34 protein-coding genes are annotated in these 20,601 nt (G+C 54.8%); all 34 read left to right on the plus strand.

Annotation, left to right across the window (positions count from 1 at the left end; all coding sequences use genetic code 11):
- Positions 1 to 86 precede the first annotated feature (86 nt).
- Positions 87 to 458: a 30S ribosomal protein S12 gene (gene rpsL, locus BLV47_RS02165; protein WP_003186084.1), complete on the plus strand. Its 372-nt coding sequence runs from the start codon at positions 87 to 89 to the stop codon at positions 456 to 458.
- Between the two features lie 111 nt (positions 459 to 569).
- Positions 570 to 1,040 (plus strand): 30S ribosomal protein S7, encoded by a 471-nt coding sequence (gene rpsG, locus BLV47_RS02170; protein WP_007925959.1) that lies wholly within the window; start codon positions 570 to 572, stop codon positions 1,038 to 1,040.
- A gap of 30 nt (positions 1,041 to 1,070) precedes the next feature.
- Positions 1,071 to 3,218: an elongation factor G gene (gene fusA, locus BLV47_RS02175; protein ID WP_060841340.1), complete on the plus strand. Its 2,148-nt coding sequence runs from the start codon at positions 1,071 to 1,073 to the stop codon at positions 3,216 to 3,218.
- A 34-nt stretch (positions 3,219 to 3,252) separates the two neighbouring features.
- Positions 3,253 to 4,446, plus strand: coding sequence for an elongation factor Tu (gene tuf / locus BLV47_RS02180; protein WP_060841339.1), 1,194 nt, complete (start codon positions 3,253 to 3,255; stop codon positions 4,444 to 4,446).
- 140 nt (positions 4,447 to 4,586) lie between these two features.
- Complete coding sequence (gene rpsJ, locus BLV47_RS02185; RefSeq protein ID WP_003186070.1) at positions 4,587 to 4,898, plus strand: 30S ribosomal protein S10; 312 nt, start codon at positions 4,587 to 4,589, stop codon at positions 4,896 to 4,898.
- An 80-nt stretch (positions 4,899 to 4,978) separates the two neighbouring features.
- Positions 4,979 to 5,614 carry a 50S ribosomal protein L3 gene (gene rplC, locus BLV47_RS02190; protein WP_007924205.1) on the plus strand — a complete coding sequence of 212 codons (636 nt, stop codon included), beginning with the start codon at positions 4,979 to 4,981 and terminating at the stop codon, positions 5,612 to 5,614.
- A 12-nt stretch (positions 5,615 to 5,626) separates the two neighbouring features.
- Positions 5,627 to 6,229, plus strand: coding sequence for a 50S ribosomal protein L4 (rplD, locus tag BLV47_RS02195; RefSeq protein WP_007924200.1), 603 nt, complete (start codon positions 5,627 to 5,629; stop codon positions 6,227 to 6,229).
- Positions 6,226 to 6,525, plus strand: coding sequence for a 50S ribosomal protein L23 (gene rplW, locus BLV47_RS02200; protein ID WP_002555488.1), 300 nt, complete (start codon positions 6,226 to 6,228; stop codon positions 6,523 to 6,525). The genes rplD and rplW overlap by 4 nt, the downstream gene beginning before the upstream one ends.
- 14 nt (positions 6,526 to 6,539) lie before the next feature.
- Positions 6,540 to 7,364 (plus strand): 50S ribosomal protein L2, encoded by an 825-nt coding sequence (gene rplB, locus BLV47_RS02205; protein ID WP_011063775.1) that lies wholly within the window; start codon positions 6,540 to 6,542, stop codon positions 7,362 to 7,364.
- A 16-nt stretch (positions 7,365 to 7,380) separates the two neighbouring features.
- Positions 7,381 to 7,656, plus strand: a complete 276-nt coding sequence (rpsS, locus tag BLV47_RS02210) for a 30S ribosomal protein S19 (protein ID WP_002555486.1) — start codon at positions 7,381 to 7,383, stop codon at positions 7,654 to 7,656.
- Between the two features lie 13 nt (positions 7,657 to 7,669).
- Positions 7,670 to 8,002, plus strand: coding sequence for a 50S ribosomal protein L22 (gene rplV, locus BLV47_RS02215; RefSeq protein ID WP_003103908.1), 333 nt, complete (start codon positions 7,670 to 7,672; stop codon positions 8,000 to 8,002).
- Between the two features lie 13 nt (positions 8,003 to 8,015).
- Positions 8,016 to 8,702 (plus strand): 30S ribosomal protein S3, encoded by a 687-nt coding sequence (gene rpsC / locus BLV47_RS02220; protein WP_007924192.1) that lies wholly within the window; start codon positions 8,016 to 8,018, stop codon positions 8,700 to 8,702.
- A 12-nt stretch (positions 8,703 to 8,714) separates the two neighbouring features.
- The gene (gene rplP, locus BLV47_RS02225; RefSeq protein ID WP_003228729.1) at positions 8,715 to 9,128 is read left to right on the plus strand and encodes a 50S ribosomal protein L16; all 414 of its coding nucleotides are present in this window, start codon (positions 8,715 to 8,717) and stop codon (positions 9,126 to 9,128) included.
- Entirely contained in the window at positions 9,128 to 9,319 is a 192-nt protein-coding gene (gene rpmC, locus BLV47_RS02230) for a 50S ribosomal protein L29 (RefSeq protein WP_002555481.1), read from the plus strand. The genes rplP and rpmC overlap by 1 nt, the downstream gene beginning before the upstream one ends.
- A gap of 2 nt (positions 9,320 to 9,321) precedes the next feature.
- A complete protein-coding gene (gene rpsQ, locus BLV47_RS02235; protein ID WP_003194644.1) occupies positions 9,322 to 9,588 on the plus strand; it encodes a 30S ribosomal protein S17 in 267 nt (88 codons plus the stop codon).
- Between the two features lie 23 nt (positions 9,589 to 9,611).
- Complete coding sequence (gene rplN, locus BLV47_RS02240) at positions 9,612 to 9,980, plus strand: 50S ribosomal protein L14 (RefSeq protein ID WP_002555479.1); 369 nt, start codon at positions 9,612 to 9,614, stop codon at positions 9,978 to 9,980.
- 11 nt (positions 9,981 to 9,991) lie between these two features.
- Entirely contained in the window at positions 9,992 to 10,306 is a 315-nt protein-coding gene (rplX, locus tag BLV47_RS02245) for a 50S ribosomal protein L24 (RefSeq protein WP_007896770.1), read from the plus strand.
- 20 nt (positions 10,307 to 10,326) lie between these two features.
- Positions 10,327 to 10,866, plus strand: coding sequence for a 50S ribosomal protein L5 (gene rplE / locus BLV47_RS02250; RefSeq protein WP_003210069.1), 540 nt, complete (start codon positions 10,327 to 10,329; stop codon positions 10,864 to 10,866).
- A 13-nt stretch (positions 10,867 to 10,879) separates the two neighbouring features.
- Complete coding sequence (gene rpsN / locus BLV47_RS02255) at positions 10,880 to 11,185, plus strand: 30S ribosomal protein S14 (protein WP_003228726.1); 306 nt, start codon at positions 10,880 to 10,882, stop codon at positions 11,183 to 11,185.
- A 207-nt stretch (positions 11,186 to 11,392) separates the two neighbouring features.
- The gene (gene rpsH, locus BLV47_RS02260; protein ID WP_011063773.1) at positions 11,393 to 11,785 is read left to right on the plus strand and encodes a 30S ribosomal protein S8; all 393 of its coding nucleotides are present in this window, start codon (positions 11,393 to 11,395) and stop codon (positions 11,783 to 11,785) included.
- Between the two features lie 12 nt (positions 11,786 to 11,797).
- Positions 11,798 to 12,331 carry a 50S ribosomal protein L6 gene (rplF, locus tag BLV47_RS02265; RefSeq protein WP_016966733.1) on the plus strand — a complete coding sequence of 178 codons (534 nt, stop codon included), beginning with the start codon at positions 11,798 to 11,800 and terminating at the stop codon, positions 12,329 to 12,331.
- Between the two features lie 10 nt (positions 12,332 to 12,341).
- The gene (gene rplR / locus BLV47_RS02270; RefSeq protein ID WP_003186037.1) at positions 12,342 to 12,692 is read left to right on the plus strand and encodes a 50S ribosomal protein L18; all 351 of its coding nucleotides are present in this window, start codon (positions 12,342 to 12,344) and stop codon (positions 12,690 to 12,692) included.
- A gap of 3 nt (positions 12,693 to 12,695) precedes the next feature.
- On the plus strand, positions 12,696 to 13,196 hold the full coding sequence (rpsE, locus tag BLV47_RS02275; RefSeq protein ID WP_007924184.1) for a 30S ribosomal protein S5: 501 nt from the start codon (positions 12,696 to 12,698) through the stop codon (positions 13,194 to 13,196).
- A 2-nt stretch (positions 13,197 to 13,198) separates the two neighbouring features.
- Positions 13,199 to 13,375: a 50S ribosomal protein L30 gene (gene rpmD, locus BLV47_RS02280; RefSeq protein WP_003176408.1), complete on the plus strand. Its 177-nt coding sequence runs from the start codon at positions 13,199 to 13,201 to the stop codon at positions 13,373 to 13,375.
- Positions 13,376 to 13,378: 3 nt separating this feature from the next.
- A complete protein-coding gene (rplO, locus tag BLV47_RS02285; protein ID WP_007924183.1) occupies positions 13,379 to 13,813 on the plus strand; it encodes a 50S ribosomal protein L15 in 435 nt (144 codons plus the stop codon).
- Positions 13,814 to 15,142: a preprotein translocase subunit SecY gene (secY, locus tag BLV47_RS02290; RefSeq protein ID WP_092309396.1), complete on the plus strand. Its 1,329-nt coding sequence runs from the start codon at positions 13,814 to 13,816 to the stop codon at positions 15,140 to 15,142.
- Between the two features lie 24 nt (positions 15,143 to 15,166).
- Entirely contained in the window at positions 15,167 to 15,283 is a 117-nt protein-coding gene (gene rpmJ / locus BLV47_RS02295; RefSeq protein ID WP_002555468.1) for a 50S ribosomal protein L36, read from the plus strand.
- A 130-nt stretch (positions 15,284 to 15,413) separates the two neighbouring features.
- The gene (rpsM, locus tag BLV47_RS02300; RefSeq protein WP_003186020.1) at positions 15,414 to 15,770 is read left to right on the plus strand and encodes a 30S ribosomal protein S13; all 357 of its coding nucleotides are present in this window, start codon (positions 15,414 to 15,416) and stop codon (positions 15,768 to 15,770) included.
- Positions 15,771 to 15,800: 30 nt separating this feature from the next.
- Complete coding sequence (gene rpsK / locus BLV47_RS02305) at positions 15,801 to 16,190, plus strand: 30S ribosomal protein S11 (protein WP_007924177.1); 390 nt, start codon at positions 15,801 to 15,803, stop codon at positions 16,188 to 16,190.
- Positions 16,191 to 16,208: 18 nt separating this feature from the next.
- Positions 16,209 to 16,829, plus strand: coding sequence for a 30S ribosomal protein S4 (gene rpsD / locus BLV47_RS02310; RefSeq protein ID WP_011063772.1), 621 nt, complete (start codon positions 16,209 to 16,211; stop codon positions 16,827 to 16,829).
- 22 nt (positions 16,830 to 16,851) lie between these two features.
- The gene (locus BLV47_RS02315; protein ID WP_007970428.1) at positions 16,852 to 17,853 is read left to right on the plus strand and encodes a DNA-directed RNA polymerase subunit alpha; all 1,002 of its coding nucleotides are present in this window, start codon (positions 16,852 to 16,854) and stop codon (positions 17,851 to 17,853) included.
- A 42-nt stretch (positions 17,854 to 17,895) separates the two neighbouring features.
- Positions 17,896 to 18,282, plus strand: a complete 387-nt coding sequence (rplQ, locus tag BLV47_RS02320; RefSeq protein ID WP_007924175.1) for a 50S ribosomal protein L17 — start codon at positions 17,896 to 17,898, stop codon at positions 18,280 to 18,282.
- Positions 18,283 to 18,458: 176 nt separating this feature from the next.
- Entirely contained in the window at positions 18,459 to 19,907 is a 1,449-nt protein-coding gene (locus BLV47_RS02325) for a catalase (protein ID WP_092309399.1), read from the plus strand.
- A 155-nt stretch (positions 19,908 to 20,062) separates the two neighbouring features.
- A complete protein-coding gene (bfr, locus tag BLV47_RS02330; RefSeq protein ID WP_016966731.1) occupies positions 20,063 to 20,527 on the plus strand; it encodes a bacterioferritin in 465 nt (154 codons plus the stop codon).
- The last annotated feature ends 74 nt before the right edge of the window (positions 20,528 to 20,601 follow it).

A 20,601-nucleotide genomic window follows, 5' to 3' on the forward strand; every position in this document is an offset into this window, starting at 1 on the left:
CTCTTTAGACTCTTGTACCCCTAAATTTGGTGGAGCTCCTGCTCTGCCATTTTGTTTATGTCGAAAGACAACAGTGGAGCTAGTAGATGGCAACTATCAACCAGCTGGTACGTCAGCCGCGTAAGCGTATCGTCGAGAAATCCGACGTGCCTGCGCTGCAGAACTGCCCGCAACGTCGTGGCGTGTGCACTCGCGTGTATACCACTACGCCGAAAAAACCTAACTCGGCACTGCGTAAAGTATGCCGTGTGCGTCTGACCAACGGTTTCGAGGTTTCCTCGTACATCGGTGGTGAAGGCCACAACCTGCAAGAGCACAGCGTCGTTCTGATTCGCGGCGGTCGTGTAAAAGACTTGCCAGGTGTTCGTTATCACACCGTTCGCGGCTCCCTGGATACTTCCGGCGTTAAAGGTCGTAACCAAGGTCGTTCGAAGTACGGTACCAAGCGTCCGAAGTAATCGGTCGTTTTGCAGTTTTTAATTATATTGAGTCGATAAGAGTAAGGTCGGGCACGCGTCCTTTGGATCAACTGTCCCGAGCTAACCTGAAGACCGTTTGAGGGCTTATCAATGCCAAGACGTCGCGTAGCAGCCAAACGTGAGATTCTGGACGATCCGAAATACGGAAGCCAGATCCTCGCCAAGTTCATGAACCACGTAATGGAGAGCGGCAAGAAAGCCGTTGCCGAGCGTATCGTTTATGGCGCGCTGGAAAAAGTTAAAGAGCGCAAGAACAGCGATCCCCTGGAAATCTTCGAGAAAGCTCTCGACGCCATCGCTCCGCTGGTCGAAGTGAAGTCGCGCCGTGTAGGCGGTGCTACTTACCAGGTTCCGGTCGAAGTTCGTCCGTCCCGTCGTAACGCTCTGGCAATGCGCTGGTTGGTAGACTTCGCCCGCAAGCGCGGCGAGAAGTCTATGGCTCTGCGTTTGGCTGGCGAACTGCTGGACGCTGCCGAAGGCAAAGGTGCTGCAGTTAAGAAGCGTGAAGACGTTCACCGTATGGCTGAAGCCAACAAGGCTTTCTCGCACTACCGCTTCTAATCTCAGCATCATTCATTTTGCGAGGGCTTTATGGCTCGTACTACAGCAATCAACCGCTACCGTAACATCGGTATCTGTGCCCACGTTGACGCGGGCAAGACTACCACTACCGAGCGGATCCTGTTTTACACAGGTCTCAGCCACAAGATGGGTGAGGTGCATGACGGCGCTGCTACCACCGACTGGATGGTGCAGGAGCAGGAGCGTGGTATCACCATTACCTCCGCTGCTGTAACTACCTTCTGGAAAGGTTCGCGCGGCCAATACGATAACTATCGTGTCAACGTTATCGATACCCCGGGCCACGTAGACTTCACCATTGAAGTAGAGCGCTCTCTGCGCGTACTCGACGGCGCGGTCGTTGTGTTCTGCGGTACTTCCGGTGTTGAGCCTCAGTCCGAAACCGTATGGCGTCAAGCTAACAAGTACGGCGTCCCGCGTGTTGTTTACGTGAACAAGATGGACCGTGCTGGTGCTAACTTCCTGCGCGTTGTTGGTCAGATCAAGAATCGCCTGGGTCACACCCCGGTACCGGTTCAGCTGGCCATCGGTGCTGAAGATAACTTCGAAGGTCAGGTTGATCTGATCAAGATGAAGGCTATCTACTGGAACGACGACGACAAGGGTACTACCTATCGCGAGGAAGAAATTCCTGCCGATATGCTGGACCTGGCTACCGAGTGGCGCTCCAACATGGTTGAAGCCGCTGCTGAAGCCAACGAAGAGCTGATGAACAAGTACCTTGAAGAAGGTGACCTGACTCCAGAAGAGATCAAGGCTGGTCTGCGCGCGCGCACCCTGGCTAGCGAAATCGTTCCGGCTGTCTGCGGTTCTTCGTTCAAGAACAAGGGTGTTCCCCTGGTTCTCGACGCCGTTATCGACTTCCTGCCTGCCCCTACCGAGATCCCGGCGATCAAGGGTATCCATCCGGATCTCATCGAGAAGCCGAAGGATGAGCTGGTAGAAGCCGATTACGACGAGCGTCACGCTGACGATGCTGAACCGTTCTCGGCTCTGGCATTCAAGATCGCTACCGACCCGTTCGTTGGTACTCTGACTTTCGTGCGCGTTTACTCGGGCTTCCTGAGCTCGGGCGACTCCGTGATCAACTCGGTCAAGGGCAAGAAAGAGCGCGTTGGTCGTATGGTGCAGATGCACGCCAACCAGCGTGAAGAGATCAAGGAAGTGCGCGCAGGCGATATCGCTGCCCTGATCGGCATGAAGGACGTCACCACTGGTGATACTTTGTGCGATCTGGACAAGCAGATCATTCTTGAGCGTATGGACTTCCCTGAGCCTGTAATTTCGGTAGCAGTAGAGCCGAAAACCAAGCAAGACCAGGAGAAGATGGGTATTGCACTGGGCAAACTGGCTCAGGAAGACCCGTCGTTCCGCGTCAAGACTGACGAAGAGACTGGTCAGACCATCATTTCCGGTATGGGTGAGCTGCACCTGGACATCCTCGTTGACCGCATGAAGCGCGAGTTCAACGTCGAAGCCAACATCGGCAAGCCGCAGGTTTCGTACCGCGAGAAGATCACCAAGAGCAACGTTGAGATCGAAGGTAAATTCGTTCGTCAATCGGGTGGTCGCGGTCAGTTCGGTCACTGCTGGATCCGCTTCTCGGAGCCGGACGTTGACGCGAGCGGCAACATCACAGAAGGTCTGGTCTTCACCAACGAAGTTGTTGGTGGTGTGGTTCCTAAGGAATACATCCCGGCTATCCAGAAGGGTATCGAAGAGCAGATGAAGAACGGCGTCGTTGCCGGTTATCCGCTGATCGGCCTGAAGGCTACCGTGTTCGATGGTTCCTACCACGACGTCGACTCCAACGAGATGGCGTTCAAGGTGGCAGCCTCCATGGCGACCAAGCAGCTGGCCCAGAAGGGCGGCGGTGTTGTGCTCGAGCCGATCATGAAGGTTGAAGTAGTAACCCCAGAGGACTACATGGGTGACGTGATGGGTGACCTGAACCGTCGTCGTGGTCTGATTCAGGGTATGGATGACTCGGTGTCCGGCAAGGTGATCCGTGCCGAGGTACCACTGGGTGAAATGTTCGGTTATGCAACTGACGTTCGTTCCATGTCTCAGGGTCGCGCGAGCTACTCCATGGAATTCTCCAAATACGCCGAAGCTCCGTCGAACATCGTCGAAGCTCTCGTTAAAAAACAAGGCTGATTCAGCCTCCCCTTTAGGCTAGGAGTTTATTGTCGTGGCTAAAGAAAAATTTGAACGTAACAAACCGCACGTCAACGTTGGCACTATCGGTCACGTTGACCACGGTAAAACCACTCTGACTGCTGCTCTGACTCGCGTTTGCTCCGAAGTTTTCGGTTCGGCTCGTGTTGACTTCGACAAGATCGACAGCGCTCCAGAAGAAAAGGCTCGTGGTATCACCATCAACACTGCACACGTAGAGTACGATTCGCACATTCGTCACTACGCGCACGTTGACTGCCCAGGTCACGCCGACTACGTCAAAAACATGATCACCGGTGCTGCCCAGATGGACGGCGCGATCCTGGTTTGCTCGGCTGCCGATGGTCCGATGCCACAAACTCGTGAGCACATCCTGCTGTCCCGTCAGGTAGGTGTTCCGTACATCGTTGTCTTCCTGAACAAGGCTGACATGGTTGACGACGCTGAGCTGCTGGAACTGGTTGAGATGGAAGTGCGCGATCTGCTGAGCACTTACGACTTCCCAGGTGACGACACTCCGATCATCATCGGTTCGGCTCTGATGGCTCTGAACGGCCAAGACGACAACGAAATGGGTACCACCGCTGTTAAGCGTCTGGTAGAAACTCTGGACACCTACATCCCAGAGCCAGAGCGTGCAATCGACAAGCCGTTCCTGATGCCAATCGAAGACGTGTTCTCGATCTCCGGTCGTGGCACCGTGGTAACTGGCCGTGTTGAGCGTGGTATCGTTCGCATCCAGGAAGAAGTTGAGATCGTTGGTCTGCGCGACACTCAGAAAACTACCTGCACCGGCGTTGAAATGTTCCGCAAACTGCTCGACGAAGGTCGTGCTGGCGAGAACTGCGGCGTTCTGCTGCGTGGTACCAAGCGTGACGACGTTGAGCGTGGTCAGGTTCTGGTTAAGCCAGGCACCGTTAAGCCTCACACCAAGTTCACTGCTGAAGTTTACGTTCTGAGCAAAGAAGAAGGCGGCCGTCATACTCCGTTCTTCAAAGGCTACCGTCCACAGTTCTACTTCCGTACTACTGACGTGACTGGTAACTGCGAGCTGCCAGAAGGCGTTGAAATGGTAATGCCAGGTGACAACATCCAGATGACTGTCACTCTGATCAAAACCATCGCGATGGAAGATGGTCTGCGTTTCGCTATCCGTGAAGGCGGTCGTACCGTCGGCGCTGGCGTCGTAGCCAAAGTTATCGAGTAATCGACGACTCATGAAGAAGCCCCCGCTTGCGGGGGCTTTTTTATTGGGTTGACACTCTGTGGGGCCGTCTATAGAATTGCGCCTCCTTTTAACGGGCGTATTGCGCCCGGTGGGAATAGCAGCCTGGAGTCTGAAATCCAATGCAAAATCAGCAAATCCGTATCAGGTTGAAGGCTTTCGACCATCGCCTGATCGACCAATCCACCCAGGAAATCGTGGAAACCGCGAAACGTACTGGTGCTCAAGTGCGTGGTCCAATTCCACTGCCTACCCGTAAAGAACGGTTCACCGTTCTGGTCTCTCCGCACGTCAACAAAGACGCGCGTGACCAGTACGAGATCCGTACTCATAAGCGCGTACTGGATATCGTCCAGCCAACGGATAAAACCGTTGATGCTCTTATGAAGCTCGATCTTGCGGCAGGTGTGGAAGTGCAGATCAGCCTCGGCTAAGACTCGGTCTTAGTCGTGTAACGCTCTGAAATGGGCGGCCATAGCGGGTGAAAGCCCCGTACACTCATGAGGTTTACAACATGACTATTGGTGTAGTCGGTCGTAAATGCGGTATGACCCGTATTTTCACCGAAGAAGGTGTCTCCATTCCGGTCACGGTCATTGAGATCGAGCCGAATCGCGTCACCCAGTTCAAAACTGAAGAAACCGATGGCTATCGTGCAGTGCAAGTCACTGTAGGTGAGCGTCGTGCTTCGCGCGTGACTGCTGCTCAAGCAGGTCACTTCGCTAAAGCGAACGTTGCTGCCGGTCGTGGCGTTTGGGAATTCCGCCTTGAAGAAGGCGAGTACCAAGCTGGCGATCTGATCAATGCAGAAATCTTCGCAGCTGGCCAGCTGGTAGATGTTACCGGTCAGTCGAAAGGTAAAGGCTTCGCCGGTACCATCAAGCGTTGGAATTTCCGCGGTCAAGATAACACCCACGGTAACTCCGTTTCCCACCGCGTCCCGGGCTCTATTGGCCAGTGCCAGACTCCTGGTCGTGTATTCAAGGGCAAAAAAATGTCCGGTCATATGGGCGCTGAGCGCGTGACCGTGCAGTCCCTGGAAGTAGTGCGCGTCGACGCTGAACGCAATCTGTTGTTGGTCAAGGGTGCTGTTCCTGGCGCTACTGGCGGCAACCTGGTTGTACGTCCGGCGGCCAAGGCTCGCGGTTAAGGGGAAGCTGACATGCAATTAAATGTAAATGACGCTCAAGCGATCGAAGTTTCCGAACTGACATTTGGCGGCGAATTCAACGAGACGCTGGTTCACCAAGCAGTCGTGGCCTACATGGCTGGCGGCCGTCAAGGTAGCAAGCAGCAAAAGACCCGTTCCGACGTTTCTGGTGGCGGCAAGCGCCCATGGCGTCAGAAAGGTACTGGCCGTGCTCGTGCCGGTACTATCCGTAGCCCAATCTGGCGTGGCGGCGGTACCACTTTCGCAGCTCGTCCTCAGGATCACTCCCAGAAGCTGAACAAGAAGATGTATCGCGCAGCAATGCGTTCCATCCTTGCTGAGCTGGTGCGTACTGATCGTCTGGTCGTGGTTCAGGATTTCGCTGTTGAAACTCCGAAAACCAAAGATCTGCTGGGCAAACTGAACAATATGAGCCTGACCGACGTTCTGATCGTGTCGGACGCTGTTGATCAGAACCTGTACCTGGCTGCTCGTAACCTGCCACACGTTGATGTTCGTGACGTGCAAGGTTCCGATCCAGTTAGTCTGATCGCATACGACAAAGTGTTGATCACTGTGTCGGCCGTGAAGAAATTCGAGGAGCTGCTGGGATGAACCAGGAACGCGTATTTAAAGTTCTGCTTGGCCCGCACGTTTCCGAGAAGGCTACGGTTCTGGCAGACAAGAAAGGCCAGTTCGTTTTCAAGGTTGCTACTGACGCAACCAAGCTGGAAATCAAGAAGGCCGTCGAAAGCCTGTTCAGCGTGAAAGTGGAACGCGTTACTACCCTGAATGTTCTGGGTAAGAGCAAGCGTACCGCTCGCGGTCTGGGCAAGCGTAATGACTGGAAGAAGGCAGTTATCTCCCTTCAGCCAGGCCAAGATCTCGATTTCAGCAGCAGTGCTGAGTAAGGAAGGGGTGCATCATGGCAATCGTTAAATGCAAACCGACTTCCCCTGGCCGCCGTTTTGTGGTCAAGGTGGTCAACCAGGAGCTGCATAAAGGCGCTCCTCACGCACCGCTGCTCGAGAAGAAATCGAAGTCTGGTGGTCGTAACAACAATGGCCGCATTACCACTCGTCACGTTGGTGGTGGTCATAAGCAGCATTACCGTCTGGTCGACTTCCGTCGCAACGACAAAGATGGCATCGCTGCCACTGTCGAGCGTATCGAATACGATCCAAACCGTACTGCTCACATCGCTCTGCTGCTGTACGCAGATGGCGAGCGTCGCTACATCATCGCCCCTAAAGGCGTGAGCGCTGGCGACCAGCTGATTGCAGGTGCTCTGGCACCGATCAAGCCGGGCAACGCTCTGCAGCTGCGCAACATTCCAGTTGGTAGCACCGTACACGGCATCGAACTGAAGCCAGGTAAAGGCGCGCAAATCGCTCGTTCGGCTGGTGCTTCGGCTCAGCTGGTCGCTCGTGAAGGTGTCTACGTGACCCTGCGTCTGCGTTCTGGCGAGATGCGTAAAGTGCTGGCTGAGTGCCGTGCGACCCTGGGCGAAGTCTCGAACTCCGAGCACAGCCTGCGTTCGTTGGGTAAAGCTGGTGCCAAACGCTGGCGTGGCGTTCGCCCAACCGTTCGTGGTGTTGCCATGAACCCGGTTGACCACCCACATGGTGGTGGTGAAGGTCGTACCTCTGGTGGTCGTCATCCGGTATCGCCATGGGGCTTCCCGACTAAGGGCGCGAAGACTCGTGGTAATAAGCGTACCGACAAAATGATCGTCCGTCGTCGCAAGTAAATAGAGGGATACGACAGTGCCACGTTCTCTGAAAAAAGGTCCTTTTATTGATCTTCACCTACTGAAGAAGATCGAAGTGGCGGCGGAAAAGAACGATCGCAAACCAGTTAAGACCTGGTCGCGCCGTTCCATGATCCTGCCACAAATGGTCGGTCTGACCATTGCTGTGCATAACGGTCGTCAACATGTCCCAGTTCTCGTGAACGAAGACATGGTCGGCCACAAACTGGGCGAGTTCGCCGGTACCCGTACATATCGCGGGCACGTGGCTGACAAGAAAGCCAAGCGTTAAGGGGTAAGGAATGATGGAAGTAGCCGCTAAGTTGTCGGGCGCTCGAATCTCCGCCCAGAAAGCCCGCTTGGTCGCCGACCAGATCCGCGGGAAGAAGGTGGGCGAAGCGCTCAACCTGTTGGCTTTCAGCAGTAAGAAAGCCGCCGAGATCATGAAGAAAGTGCTGGAGTCGGCCGTAGCCAACGCCGAGCATAACGAAGGCGCAGACGTTGATGACCTGAAGGTCTCCACCGTTTTCGTCAACGAAGGGCGTTCGCTGAAGCGCATCATGCCACGTGCCAAAGGCCGTGCTGATCGCATCGTCAAGCGGTCTTGCCATATCACTGTCAAGGTTGCTGACAAGTAACGGAGTCGAAGAGATGGGTCAGAAAGTACATCCCATTGGCATTCGCCTGGGAATCGTCAAGGAGCACACCTCCGTCTGGTACGCAGACGGTCGGACTTATGCGGACTATTTGCTCGCAGATCTGAATGTGCGTGAGTATCTCCAAGACAAACTAAAAAGCGCGTCCGTAAGCCGTATCGATATCCATCGTCCGGCTCAAACTGCACGCATCACCATCCACACCGCTCGTCCCGGCATCGTGATCGGCAAGAAAGGTGAAGATGTTGAGAAGCTGCGTCAGGACCTGACCAAGCAAATGGGTGTGCCTGTGCACATCAATATCGAAGAGATCCGCAAGCCGGAGCTCGACGGTATGCTGGTTGCGCAGAGCGTAGCTCAGCAGCTGGAGCGCCGCGTAATGTTCCGTCGTGCCATGAAGCGCGCCGTACAGAACGCCATGCGCATTGGTGCCAAAGGCATCAAAATCCAAGTGAGCGGTCGTCTCGGCGGTGCTGAAATCGCACGTACTGAATGGTATCGCGAAGGTCGTGTGCCACTGCACACCCTGCGTGCCGATATCGACTATGCCACCTACGAAGCTCACACCACTTACGGTGTGATCGGTGTGAAGGTTTGGATCTTCAAAGGCGAAGTAATTGGTGGTCGCCAAGAAGAGCTGAAGCCGCAAGCACCTGCGCCTCGTAAAAAAGCTGCTAAGTAAGGGGTACGCCAAATGTTGCAACCAAAGCGTACGAAGTTCCGCAAGCAAATGACCGGCCACAACCGTGGTCTGGCATTGCGCGGTAGCAAAGTCAGCTTCGGCGAGTTCGCGCTGAAGTCTGTTGCTCGTGGTCGTCTCACCGCTCGTCAGATCGAGTCAGCGCGTCGTGCTCTGACCCGTCACGTAAAACGTGGTGGCAAGATCTGGATCCGTGTATTCCCGGACAAGCCTATTTCCAAAAAACCACTCGAAGTTCGGATGGGTAAAGGTAAGGGTAACGTCGAATACTGGGTTGCCCAGATTCAGCCAGGCAAAGTCCTGTATGAAATCGAGGGTGTTTCTGAAGAGCTGGCGCGTGAGGCTTTCGCCCTGGCTGCTGCAAAGCTGCCGCTCGCCACCTCCTTTGTTAAACGGACGGTGATGTGATGAAAGCGAATGAACTTCGTGAAAAATCCGCACAGCAGCTGAACGAGCAACTGCTCGGCCTGCTGCGCGACCAGTTCAATCTGCGCATGCAGAAAGCAACTGGCCAGTTGGGGCAGTCTCATCTGCTCTCGCAAGTTAAGCGTGACATCGCTCGCGTGAAGACTGTGCTCAACCAGCAGGCAGGTAAGTAATCATGGCTGAAGCCGAAAAAACTGTCCGTACGCTGACTGGCCGTGTTGTCAGCGACAAGATGGACAAGACCATCACCGTTCTGATCGAGCGTCGCGTTAAGCACCCTATCTACGGTAAATACGTTAAGCGTTCGACTAAGCTGCACGCGCACGACGAAACCAATCAGTGCCACATCGGCGACAAAGTCACTATTCGTGAAACTCGTCCGATGGCCAAGACCAAGTCTTGGGCGCTGGTTGATGTTCTCGAACGCGCTGTGGAAGTCTAAGGGCTAGGGGTCGGAGAAATTATATGATTCAGACTCAATCCATGCTCGATGTGGCCGATAACAGCGGCGCTCGCCGCGTTATGTGCATCAAGGTGCTGGGTGGCTCCCATCGTCGTTACGCTGGTATCGGTGACATCATCAAGGTGACCGTCAAGGAAGCAATTCCTCGCGGTAAGGTGAAGAAAGGTCAAGTGATGACTGCTGTTGTAGTCCGCACTCGCCATGGTGTTCGTCGTGCAGACGGCTCCATCATCCGCTTTGATGGCAACGCTGCTGTTCTGTTGAACAACAAGCAAGAGCCGATCGGCACCCGTATCTTTGGGCCAGTGACCCGTGAGCTTCGTACTGAGAAGTTCATGAAGATCGTCTCGCTCGCCCCAGAAGTGCTGTAAGGAGATCCGACATGCAAAAGATTCGTCGTGACGACGAGATCATCGTGATCGCCGGCAAAGACAAAGGTAAGCGCGGTAAGGTGCTTAAGGTTCTGGCTGATGACCGTCTGGTCGTCGGTGGCCTGAACCTGGTCAAGCGTCATACCAAGCCTAACCCGATGTCGGGCGTACAGGGCGGTATCGTCGAGAAAGAAGCGCCACTGCACGCTTCCAACGTCGCCATTTTCAACGGCGAAACCAACAAGGCTGACCGCGTTGGTTTCAAAGTAGAAGACGGCAAAAAAATTCGTGTCTTCAAGTCGACCCAAAAAGCGGTTGATGCTTGAACACTGCTAGGTAGAAGACCATGGCACGACTAAAAGAGATTTACCGGAAGGAAATCGCTCCGAAACTTAAGGAAGAACTTAAGCTTTCGAACGTGATGGAAGTTCCGCGCGTTACCAAAATCACCCTGAACATGGGTCTGGGCGAAGCGATCGGCGACAAAAAAGTCATCGAGCATGCTGTTGCTGACCTGGAAAAGATCACCGGCCAGAAAGTCGTTGTGACCTACGCTCGTAAATCCATCGCTGGCTTCAAAGTCCGCGAAGGATGGCCGATCGGCGTCAAAGTGACCCTGCGCCGTGAGCGTATGTACGAGTTCCTGGATCGTCTGCTGTCGATCTCCCTGCCTCGGGTTCGCGACTTCCGCGGCCTGAATGCCAAGTCCTTCGACGGTCGTGGCAACTACAGCATGGGTGTCAAAGAGCAGATCATTTTCCCGGAAATCGATTACGACAAGATCGATGCTCTCCGCGGTCTGGACATTACCCTGACCACCACTGCCAAGAACGATGATGAAGGCCGCGCTCTGCTGCGTGCTTTCAAATTCCCGTTCCGCAACTGATTGGAGTAGGAAAATGGCCAAGAAGAGCATGAAAAACCGTGAGCTGAAGCGTCAGCTCACCGTTGCCAAGTACGCCACCAAGCGTGCAGCGCTGAAAGCTATCATCGTAGATCTGAACGCAAGTCCAGAAGCTCGTTGGGAAGCTACCGTAGCTCTGCAGAAGCAGCCACGTGACGCCAGCGCCTCGCGCATGCGTAACCGCTGCCGCCTGACTGGTCGTCCGCACGGCGTTTACCGCAAGTTCGGCCTGGGCCGTAACAAGCTGCGTGAAGCTGCAATGCGTGGTGACGTACCAGGTCTGGTTAAAGCCAGCTGGTAATAGCTATCGAAGTCGCGGTATTCGGGCTCGCAAGATCCCGATCACCGGTGGCCTCGAACGTGAATCAAGCCCCTTTTGGGGCTTGATTCATTTCTGGGGTGTGTCTAGAATGACCGGCTCGCCTGAGCCCGTGTTTTTTGCCCGGAATTTCTCGGCGACAGTTGTAGCCGCAAGGCTAATTCTTTTTGTATCAGGAGCATCTAGCCCATGAGTATGCAGGACCCGTTAGCGGACATGCTAACTCGAATCCGTAATGCCCAGATGGCTGAAAAGTCCGTCGTAAGCATGCCGTCTTCCACGCTGAAGGTGGCTGTAGCAAAAGTCCTGAAGGACGAAGGTTACATCGCGGGTTATCAGATCAGCAGCGAAATCAAGCCTCTGCTGTCCATCGAGCTGAAGTACTTCGAAGGCCGTCCGGTCATCGAGGAAGTGAAGCGCGTTAGCCGTCCAGGCCTGCGTCAGTACAAGTCCGTTGAAGAGCTGCCGAAAGTTCGTGGCGGTCTTGGCGTGTCTATCGTCTCCACCAACAAAGGTGTGATGACTGATCGTGCTGCGCGCGCTGCCGGTGTCGGCGGCGAAGTTCTTTGCACTGTGTTCTAAGGGGGGATAAGCATGTCTCGCGTCGCTAAGAACCCCGTTAAGCTGCCAGCTGGTGTCGAAGTTAAATTCGCCGGCCAACAGCTTTCGGTGAAGGGTGCCAAGGGCACTCTCGAACTGAACGTTCACTCGTCCGTTGAAATTGTTGAGGAAGCTGGTGAGCTGCGTTTCGCTGCTCGCAATGGCGATCAACAAACTCGTGCAATGGCCGGTACCACTCGTGCTCTGGTAAACAACATGGTCCAAGGCGTAAGCCAAGGCTTCGAGCGTAAGCTCCAGCTGGTCGGTGTTGGTTACAAGGCACAAGCAAAAGGCACAGTGCTGAACCTGGCCCTCGGCTTCTCGCATCCAGTGGATTACGAACTGCCGGAAGGCATCACCGCTGAGACTCCTAGCCAGACCGATATCCTGATCCGGGGCATCGATAAGCAGCTGGTAGGTCAAGTGGCCGCTGAGATCCGCGACTTCCGTCCACCAGAGCCTTACAAAGGTAAAGGTGTGCGCTACGCGGACGAAGTCGTCCGTCGTAAAGAAGCCAAGAAGAAGTAGGGCATAGCAAATGACCGACAAAAAAGTTACTCGACTGCGTCGCGCTCGCAAAGCACGCCTGAAAATGCACGAACTCGAAGTCGTGCGTCTCTGCGTGTTCCGCTCTTCGCAGCACATCTACGCCCAGGTCATTTCGGCCGACGGCAACAAAGTCCTGGCAAGTGCCTCGACTTTGGATAAAGAACTGCGTGATGGCGCCACTGGCAACATCGACGCGGCCACTAAGGTTGGCCAGCTGGTCGCTACGCGTGCAAAAGCCGCTGGCGTCTCGCAGGTGGCTTTCGACCGCTCTGGCTTCAAGTATCACGGCCGCGTCAAGGCGCTGGCTGATGCTGCTCGTGAAGCTGGGCTGGAGTTCTAAGTTATGTCAAATAACGACCAAAAGCGCGACGAAGGCTACATCGAGAAGCTGGTTCAAGTTAACCGCGTAGCCAAAACCGTTAAAGGCGGCCGTATCTTCACTTTCACCGCGTTGACCGTGGTTGGTGATGGTAAAGGCCGTGTTGGCTTCGGCCGTGGCAAGTCGCGTGAAGTGCCTGCTGCGATCCAGAAGGCAATGGAAGCTGCTCGCCGCAACATGATCCAAGTTGATCTGAACGGCACCACTCTGCAATACGCTATGAAGTCCGCCCACGGCGCTTCCAAGGTGTACATGCAGCCTGCTTCTGAAGGTACCGGTATCATCGCTGGCGGCGCTATGCGTGCTGTCCTTGAAGTTGCTGGCGTTCAGAACGTTCTGGCCAAGTGCTACGGCTCGACTAACCCAGTAAACGTGGTTCACGCCACTTTCAAGGGTTTGAAGGCTATGCAGTCCCCTGAATCCATTGCCGCCAAGCGTGGCAAAAGCGTCCAGGAGATCATCTGATCATGGCTACCGTAAAAGTAACGCTGATCAAAAGCATGACCGGCCGTATCCCTAACCACAAACTGTGCGTTAAGGGGCTGGGCCTGCGTCGCATCGGTCACACTGTAGAAGTCCAAGATACTCCCGAGAATCGCGGGATGATCAACAAGGCTTACTACATGCTGCGTGTCGAGGGTTAATCGATGAAACTCAATGATCTGAGTCCAGCGCCGGGTTCCCGTCGCGAAAAGCATCGTCCGGGCCGTGGTATCGGTAGTGGTTTGGGTAAGACTGGTGGCCGTGGTCACAAAGGTCAGACTTCCCGCTCCGGTGGCACCATTGCTCCAGGCTTTGAAGGCGGTCAACAGCCGCTGCATCGTCGCCTGCCGAAGTTCGGTTTCGTATCCCTGAAGGCCATGGATCGCGCAGAAGTGCGTCTGTCCGAGCTGGCTAAAGTGGAAGGCGACATCGTCACCGTGCAGTCCCTGAAAGATGCCAACGTGATTAACCAGAACGTTCAGCGTGTGAAAATCATGCTGTCCGGCGAAGTTACTCGCGCTGTGACTATCAAGGGCATCGCAGCCACCAAAGGTGCGCGTGCGGCTATCGAAGCAGCTGGCGGCAAGTTCGAGGAATAAATGGCTAAGCAAGGTGCTCTCTCTGCGCTCGGCAAAGGCGGTATGTCTGAACTCTGGGCTCGTCTGCGTTTTCTGTTCCTGGCGATTATCGTCTACCGAATAGGCGCACACATCCCGGTTCCAGGTATCAACCCTGACCGACTCGCAGACCTGTTTCGACAGAATGAGGGGACCATTCTTAGCTTGTTCAACATGTTTTCCGGCGGCGCGCTGGAGCGGATGAGCATCTTTGCACTGGGGATCATGCCGTACATCTCGGCATCGATCATCATGCAGCTGATGGCCGCCGTCAGCCCGCAGCTGGAGCAGTTGAAGAAGGAAGGTGAAGCTGGCCGTCGCAAGATCAGCCAGTACACCCGCTACGGCACTGTCATCCTGGCCCTGGTTCAAGCTATCGGCATGTCCGTTGGTCTGGCGGGTCAGGGTGTTGCGTTCACTGGTGACTTTGGCTTCCATTTCGTCGCGGTATCCACTTTTGTGGCTGGTGCGATGTTCATGATGTGGCTGGGTGAGCAGATTACTGAGCGTGGTGTTGGCAACGGTATCTCGATGTTGATTTTCGCAGGTATCGTCGCCGGTCTTCCGAGAGCGATCGGGCAGTCTTTCGAGTCTGCACGTCAGGGTGATATCAATATTTTCGCCTTGGTTGCGATCGGTTTGCTGGCAGTAGCGATTATCGGTTTTGTGGTGTTCATTGAGCGTGGCCAGCGTCGTATTGCTGTTCACTACGCCAAGCGTCAGCAGGGCCGTAAGGTGTTTGCTGCGCAGACCAGCCACTTGCCGCTGAAAGTGAATATGGCCGGTGTTATTCCTGCTATCTTCGCGAGCAGCATTTTGCTGTTTCCGGCTTCGTTGGGTGCCTGGTTCGGTCAGTCTGAAGGTATGGGCTGGTTGCAGGACATCTCGCAGTCGATCGCTCCTGGTCAGCCGTTGAATATTCTGCTGTTTAGTGCAGGGATTATTTTCTTCTGCTTCTTCTATACGGCGTTGATGTTCAATCCGAAAGACGTAGCGGAAAACCTGAAGAAGTCCGGTGCCTTTATTCCGGGCATCCGTCCAGGTGAGCAGTCGGCGCGCTACATTGATGGCGTTCTAACCCGCTTGACCATGTTCGGTGCTCTATATATGACGGCCGTCTGCCTGTTGCCCCAGTTCCTGGTGGTTGCTGCAAACGTTCCGTTCTACCTTGGCGGGACCTCGTTGCTGATCGTGGTCGTGGTTGTTATGGACTTTATGTCGCAAGTACAATCGCACCTCGTTTCCCACCAGTACGAATCCCTGATGAAGAAAGCCAACCTGAAGGGTTACGGCAGCGGCATGCTGCGCTAATCCATAAGGTTCGAGGAGTTGGTGATGAAAGTTCGTGCATCGGTGAAAAAGCTGTGCCGTAACTGCAAGATTATTCGCCGCGAAGGTGTTGTTCGAGTAATTTGCAGCGCGGAACCGCGTCACAAACAGCGCCAAGGCTGAGTGTGATTGTGCTTCAAGCCCGGCAGCTAGTGCGCTGCCGGGTTGATTATTTGTTATTACAGCGATATTATCTCGCGCCCTATTTCTTGGCTTCCGGGGCGTAGGTAGCTGTCAATTGGAGTCCCACTGAATGGCCCGTATTGCAGGCGTTAACATTCCAGATAACAAGCATACTGTTATCTCGCTGACCTACATCTATGGTGTTGGTCGCACTACTGCACAGAAAATCTGTGCGGTGACTGGGGTCAACCCAGCTGCGAAGATCAAGGATCTGAGCGACGAGCAAATTGAACAGCTGCGTGGCGAAGTGGCGAAGTTCACCACTGAAGGTGACCTGCGTCGCGAAATCAACATGAAAATCAAACGCTTGATGGATCTGGGCTGCTACCGCGGTCTGCGCCATCGTCGTGGTCTTCCAGTGCGCGGTCAGCGTACCAAGACCAACGCGCGTACTCGCAAAGGTCCGCGTAAGCCGATCCGCAAGTAATCGCACCAGCGAATCGACAGGAATTTAGTCATGGCAAAACCTGCTGCTCGTCCTCGTAAAAAGATTAAAAAGACAGTGGTTGATGGCATCGCCCACATCCACGCGTCTTTCAACAACACCATCGTGACCATCACCGACCGTCAAGGTAACGCTCTTTCCTGGGCAACCTCCGGTGGTTCGGGTTTCCGCGGTTCTCGCAAGTCCACCCCGTTTGCTGCTCAAGTAGCTGCTGAACGTGCTGGTCAAGCTGCGCTGGAATATGGCCTGAAGAACCTCGACGTTAACGTCAAGGGCCCAGGTCCAGGTCGTGAATCCGCAGTCCGCGCTTTGAACGGCTGTGGCTACAAGATCGCCAGCATCACCGACGTGACGCCAATCCCGCACAACGGGTGCCGTCCGCCGAAGAAGCGCCGCGTGTAATCCAGGAGATTGTAAAGAATGGCTCGTTACATTGGTCCAAAATGCAAACTGGCTCGTCGCGAAGGCACCGATCTCTTCCTGAAGAGCGGCGTGCGCGCTATCGAATCCAAGTGCAACATCGAAGCAGCTCCTGGCATCCACGGCCAGCGTCGTGGTCGTCAATCCGACTACGGTACTCAGCTGCGTGAAAAGCAAAAAGTTCGTCGTATCTACGGCGTACTCGAGCGTCAATTCAGCGGCTACTACAAACAAGCAGCTGGCAAGAAGGGCGCAACCGGCGAAAACCTGTTGCAACTGCTCGAATGCCGTCTGGACAACGTTGTATACCGCATGGGCTTCGGTTCTACTCGTGCCGAGTCCCGTCAGCTGGTATCGCACAAGTCGATCAGCGTAAACGGTCAGACCGTTAACGTTCCGTCCTACCAGGTTCGTGCTGGTGACGTGGTCGCTGTTCGCGAGAAAGCAAAAAACCAACTTCGCATTGTCCAAGCTCTCGATCTGTGTGCTCAACGTGGCCGCGTAGAATGGGTAGAAGTAGACACTGAGAAGAAGTCGGGCGTTTTCAAGAACGTTCCAGCTCGCAGTGATCTGTCCGCCGACATCAACGAAAGCCTGATTGTCGAGCTCTACTCCAAGTAAGGGCTAGAAAATAGGTGCATCCATGCAGATTTCGGTAAATGAGTTCCTGACACCCCGCCACATTGATGTGCAGGTTGTCAGTCCAACCCGCGCCAAGATCACTCTCGAGCCTCTCGAGCGTGGTTTTGGCCACACCCTGGGCAACGCGCTGCGCCGCATCCTGTTGTCCTCAATGCCCGGCTGTGCAGTAGTCGAGGCCGAGATTGACGGTGTGCTCCACGAGTACAGCGCCATCGAAGGTGTACAGGAAGACGTAATTGAAATCCTGTTGAACCTTAAAGGTCTGGCTATCAAGCTGCACGGCCGTGACGAAGTTACGCTGACCTTGTCGAAGAAGGGTTCGGGGGTGGTTACCGCTGCCGATATTCAGCTGGATCATGATGTCGAGATCGTTAATCCCGATCACGTAATCGCTAACCTGGCGTCTAACGGCGCCCTGAACATGAAGCTCGTAGTAGCTCGTGGTCGTGGTTATGAACCGGCCGACTCGCGTCAGAGCGATGAAGACGAAAGCCGCAGCATTGGTCGCTTGCAGCTCGACTCTTCGTTCAGCCCGGTTCGCCGCATCGCATACGTGGTGGAAAACGCCCGTGTCGAGCAGCGTACTAACCTGGACAAGCTGGTTATTGATCTGGAAACCAACGGTACTCTGGATCCTGAAGAGGCTATCCGTCGTGCAGCAACCATCCTGCAACAGCAGTTGGCTGCGTTCGTCGACCTCAAAGGTGACAGTGAGCCAGTGGTAGTCGAGCAGGAAGACGAGATCGATCCGATCCTGCTTCGCCCGGTTGACGATCTGGAACTGACTGTACGTTCGGCTAACTGCCTTAAGGCGGAAAACATTTACTACATCGGCGACCTGATTCAGCGTACCGAAGTAGAACTGTTGAAGACTCCGAACCTGGGTAAGAAATCCTTGACCGAAATCAAGGACGTTCTGGCCTCCCGCGGTCTGTCCCTCGGCATGCGCCTCGACAACTGGCCGCCTGCAAGTCTTAAGAAGGACGACAAGGCGACTGCCTGATCGTCGTAATCACCGAACGTTGTGTTTGGTAAGGAATGAACCATGCGTCATCGTAAAAGTGGGCGTCACCTGAGCCGCACCAGCTCGCACCGCAAGGCCATGTTCCAGAACATGGCGGTGTCGCTGTTCGAGCACGAGCTGATCAAAACTACACTGCCGAAAGCTAAAGAACTGCGCCGCGTTGCCGAGCCGCTGATCACTTTGGCCAAGACAGACAGCCTGGCTAACCGCCGTCTGGCTTTCGACCGTACTCGTTCGAAAGCTATCGTTGGTAAGCTCTTCAACGACCTGGGCAAGCGTTACGCTACCCGTGAGGGTGGCTACCTGCGCATCCTCAAGTGCGGTTTCCGCGCTGGCGACAACGCTCCTATGGCGTACGTTGAACTGGTTGATCGTGCTGTCGGCGGTGAAGCTGTATCCGCTGAGTAAGACGTCAGTCTGAAACAAGAAACCGGGCCTAGTGCCCGGTTTTTTGTGCCTGCATGTATTAGATATTTCTATCGTTAGCTAATGTGTAATGCATTGGATGTTGTAACACTACTGGTCAATACTCCTCTTCAGCCGATTAGCCGGCAGTTTCACAGACTGACAGAGGAAGATTGTGCATGAGCCAGACCAAAACTCTTACAACCGCTAGTGGCGCTCCTGTCGCTGACAACCAGAATTCCCGCTCCGCCGGCCCTCGGGGTCCGCTGCTTCTCGACGATTTTCACCTGATTGAGAAGCTCGCCCATTTCAATCGTGAAAATATCCCCGAGCGTCGCGTGCACGCCAAGGGCTCGGGCGCCTATGGCACTTTCACGGTTTCTCGCGATATCACTCAATACACCTGCGCCAAGCTGTTTGAAGCGGTTGGCAAGAAGACTCCGACCTTCCTGCGTTTCTCCACCGTAGGTGGCGAACGGGGTTCGGCTGATACCGAGCGCGACCCTCGCGGCTTCGCCCTCAAGTTCTACACGGAGGAAGGCAACTGGGACATCGTGGGTAACAACACCCCGGTATTCTTCATTCGCGACCCGCTGAAGTTTCCCGATTTTATCCACACCCAAAAACGCCTTCCCCAGAGCAATTTGAAAAGTGCCCAAATGATGTGGGATTTCTGGTCGCATTCGCCTGAGGCGTTGCATCAGGTGACCATCCTGTTTTCCGACCGGGGTATTCCAGACGGCTACCGTCATATGCACGGCTTTGGCAGTCACACCTACAGCCTGATCAATGCCAAGGGAGAACGGCACTGGGTCAAGTGGCATTACAAGACCAAGCAGGGCATCAAGAACCTCGCACCGGCAGAGGCGGCACGTCTGGCGGGTACCGACCCGGATTACGCTCAGCGCGACCTGTTCAATGCGATCGAGCGCGGCGATTTTCCCAAGTGGAGCGTGTGCATTCAGATCATGACTGAAGCGCAAGCCGCGGCGCACCACGAGAACCCGTTCGATGTGACCAAGACCTGGTCGCAGAAGGAGTTCCCGTTGATCGAGGTTGGCGAGTTGGAGTTGAACCGCAATCCGCTGAACTACTTCGCCGAGGTCGAGCAAGCCACCTTCGGCCCAAGCAATATGGTGCCAGGTGTCGGGCTTTCGCCGGATCGTATGCTGCAGGGCCGGGTATTCGCTTACGCCGATGCGCACCGCTACCGCGTGGGTACCAACCACCAGCAGTTGCCGGTGAACGCTCCATTGAGCCCGGTGAACAGCTATCAGCGCGACGGTTCGATGGCGTTCGGAAGCAATGGCGGTGCTGCGCCGAACTACGAGCCCAATAGCTACAGCGACGCCCCGAAGCAAGCTCCACGCTATGCTGAGCCGCCTCTGGCGCTTAGCGGTGCGGCAGACCGCTACGATCATCGTGAAGACACCGACTATTACAGTCATGCAGGAGCTCTGTTCCGCCTGATGAATGACGAACAGAAGGCTCTGTTGATCAACAACATTGCCGGTGCCATGAAAGGGGTGACGGCTGATGTGGTTGATCGTCAGTTGCAACATTTCTACAAGGCAGATCCAGCTTACGGCGAGGGTATTGCCAAAGCCTTGGGCGTATCGCTCAAGTAAGTCTAAATAAGAAGCAGAACCGCCCTCATTAGGGCGGTTTTTGCGTTATTTCTACTGGTTTTCTCGGATATTCTTCACTTTTATGGCTGTTTCTAAGTGACCTGCAAGTCAGCTTGGTTCAAACTATCCACTTTCAAGCAGGGAGATTTAGGGCGATGCAAGGTCACCCGGACGTAATCGATTACCTCAACACGTTGCTGACGGGCGAACTGGCAGCACGCGACCAATATTTCATTCATTCGCGGATGTACGAAGACTGGGGCTTCACCAAGCTTTACGAGCGTATCAACCATGAAATGGAAGAAGAGGCGCAACACGCCGATGCGCTGATACGCCGCATTCTGATGCTCGAAGGCACACCGCGCATGCGTCCCGACGATCTCGATACCGGGACCACCGTGCCGGAGATGCTGGCCAGCGACCTGCGTCTGGAATACAAGGTCCGCGCCGCGCTGTGCAAAGGCATCGAACTGTGCGAGCTGCACAAGGACTACGTCAGCCGCGATATTCTGCGTATCCAGTTGGCAGATACTGAAGAAGATCACACCTACTGGCTGGAGAAGCAGTTGGGCCTGATCAAATCCATCGGGTTGGAAAACTACCTGCAATCGCAGTTCTGATTGCGTTAGGTGTGATTGCTTGTTCGCGAGCAAGCTCGCTCCTACGGGAAACGCAGCAATCCATAGAGATAAAC

The sequence above is a fragment of the Pseudomonas saponiphila genome (assembly GCF_900105185.1).
Lineage (GTDB): Bacteria > Pseudomonadota > Gammaproteobacteria > Pseudomonadales > Pseudomonadaceae > Aquipseudomonas > Aquipseudomonas saponiphila.

Bases quoted from the DNA above. Each gene is read 5' to 3' on its own strand.
- rplV (WP_003103908.1), top strand. From the start codon at position 7,670: ATGGAAGTAGCCGCTAAGTTGTCGGGCGCTCGAATCTCCGCCCAGAAA.
- rpsK (WP_007924177.1), top strand. From the start codon at position 15,801: ATGGCAAAACCTGCTGCTCGTCCTCGTAAAAAGATTAAAAAGACAGTG.
- rplD (WP_007924200.1), top strand. From the start codon at position 5,627: ATGCAATTAAATGTAAATGACGCTCAAGCGATCGAAGTTTCCGAACTG.
- rplC (WP_007924205.1), top strand. From the start codon at position 4,979: ATGACTATTGGTGTAGTCGGTCGTAAATGCGGTATGACCCGTATTTTC.
- fusA (WP_060841340.1), top strand. From the start codon at position 1,071: ATGGCTCGTACTACAGCAATCAACCGCTACCGTAACATCGGTATCTGT.
- rpsL (WP_003186084.1), top strand. From the start codon at position 87: ATGGCAACTATCAACCAGCTGGTACGTCAGCCGCGTAAGCGTATCGTC.
- rpsG (WP_007925959.1), top strand. From the start codon at position 570: ATGCCAAGACGTCGCGTAGCAGCCAAACGTGAGATTCTGGACGATCCG.
- rpmD (WP_003176408.1), top strand. From the start codon at position 13,199: ATGGCTACCGTAAAAGTAACGCTGATCAAAAGCATGACCGGCCGTATC.
- rplP (WP_003228729.1), top strand. From the start codon at position 8,715: ATGTTGCAACCAAAGCGTACGAAGTTCCGCAAGCAAATGACCGGCCAC.
- secY (WP_092309396.1), top strand. From the start codon at position 13,814: ATGGCTAAGCAAGGTGCTCTCTCTGCGCTCGGCAAAGGCGGTATGTCT.
- rplB (WP_011063775.1), top strand. From the start codon at position 6,540: ATGGCAATCGTTAAATGCAAACCGACTTCCCCTGGCCGCCGTTTTGTG.
- bfr (WP_016966731.1), top strand. From the start codon at position 20,063: ATGCAAGGTCACCCGGACGTAATCGATTACCTCAACACGTTGCTGACG.
- rplE (WP_003210069.1), top strand. From the start codon at position 10,327: ATGGCACGACTAAAAGAGATTTACCGGAAGGAAATCGCTCCGAAACTT.
- rplR (WP_003186037.1), top strand. From the start codon at position 12,342: ATGACCGACAAAAAAGTTACTCGACTGCGTCGCGCTCGCAAAGCACGC.
- rpmC (WP_002555481.1), top strand. From the start codon at position 9,128: ATGAAAGCGAATGAACTTCGTGAAAAATCCGCACAGCAGCTGAACGAG.
- rplW (WP_002555488.1), top strand. From the start codon at position 6,226: ATGAACCAGGAACGCGTATTTAAAGTTCTGCTTGGCCCGCACGTTTCC.
- rplN (WP_002555479.1), top strand. From the start codon at position 9,612: ATGATTCAGACTCAATCCATGCTCGATGTGGCCGATAACAGCGGCGCT.
- rplQ (WP_007924175.1), top strand. From the start codon at position 17,896: ATGCGTCATCGTAAAAGTGGGCGTCACCTGAGCCGCACCAGCTCGCAC.
- BLV47_RS02315 (WP_007970428.1), top strand. From the start codon at position 16,852: ATGCAGATTTCGGTAAATGAGTTCCTGACACCCCGCCACATTGATGTG.
- rplX (WP_007896770.1), top strand. From the start codon at position 9,992: ATGCAAAAGATTCGTCGTGACGACGAGATCATCGTGATCGCCGGCAAA.
- rpsD (WP_011063772.1), top strand. From the start codon at position 16,209: ATGGCTCGTTACATTGGTCCAAAATGCAAACTGGCTCGTCGCGAAGGC.
- rpsN (WP_003228726.1), top strand. From the start codon at position 10,880: ATGGCCAAGAAGAGCATGAAAAACCGTGAGCTGAAGCGTCAGCTCACC.
- rpsM (WP_003186020.1), top strand. From the start codon at position 15,414: ATGGCCCGTATTGCAGGCGTTAACATTCCAGATAACAAGCATACTGTT.
- rpsC (WP_007924192.1), top strand. From the start codon at position 8,016: ATGGGTCAGAAAGTACATCCCATTGGCATTCGCCTGGGAATCGTCAAG.
- rpsJ (WP_003186070.1), top strand. From the start codon at position 4,587: ATGCAAAATCAGCAAATCCGTATCAGGTTGAAGGCTTTCGACCATCGC.
- rpsE (WP_007924184.1), top strand. From the start codon at position 12,696: ATGTCAAATAACGACCAAAAGCGCGACGAAGGCTACATCGAGAAGCTG.
- rpsQ (WP_003194644.1), top strand. From the start codon at position 9,322: ATGGCTGAAGCCGAAAAAACTGTCCGTACGCTGACTGGCCGTGTTGTC.
- rplF (WP_016966733.1), top strand. From the start codon at position 11,798: ATGTCTCGCGTCGCTAAGAACCCCGTTAAGCTGCCAGCTGGTGTCGAA.
- rpsH (WP_011063773.1), top strand. From the start codon at position 11,393: ATGAGTATGCAGGACCCGTTAGCGGACATGCTAACTCGAATCCGTAAT.
- rpmJ (WP_002555468.1), top strand. From the start codon at position 15,167: ATGAAAGTTCGTGCATCGGTGAAAAAGCTGTGCCGTAACTGCAAGATT.
- BLV47_RS02325 (WP_092309399.1), top strand. From the start codon at position 18,459: ATGAGCCAGACCAAAACTCTTACAACCGCTAGTGGCGCTCCTGTCGCT.
- rplO (WP_007924183.1), top strand. From the start codon at position 13,379: ATGAAACTCAATGATCTGAGTCCAGCGCCGGGTTCCCGTCGCGAAAAG.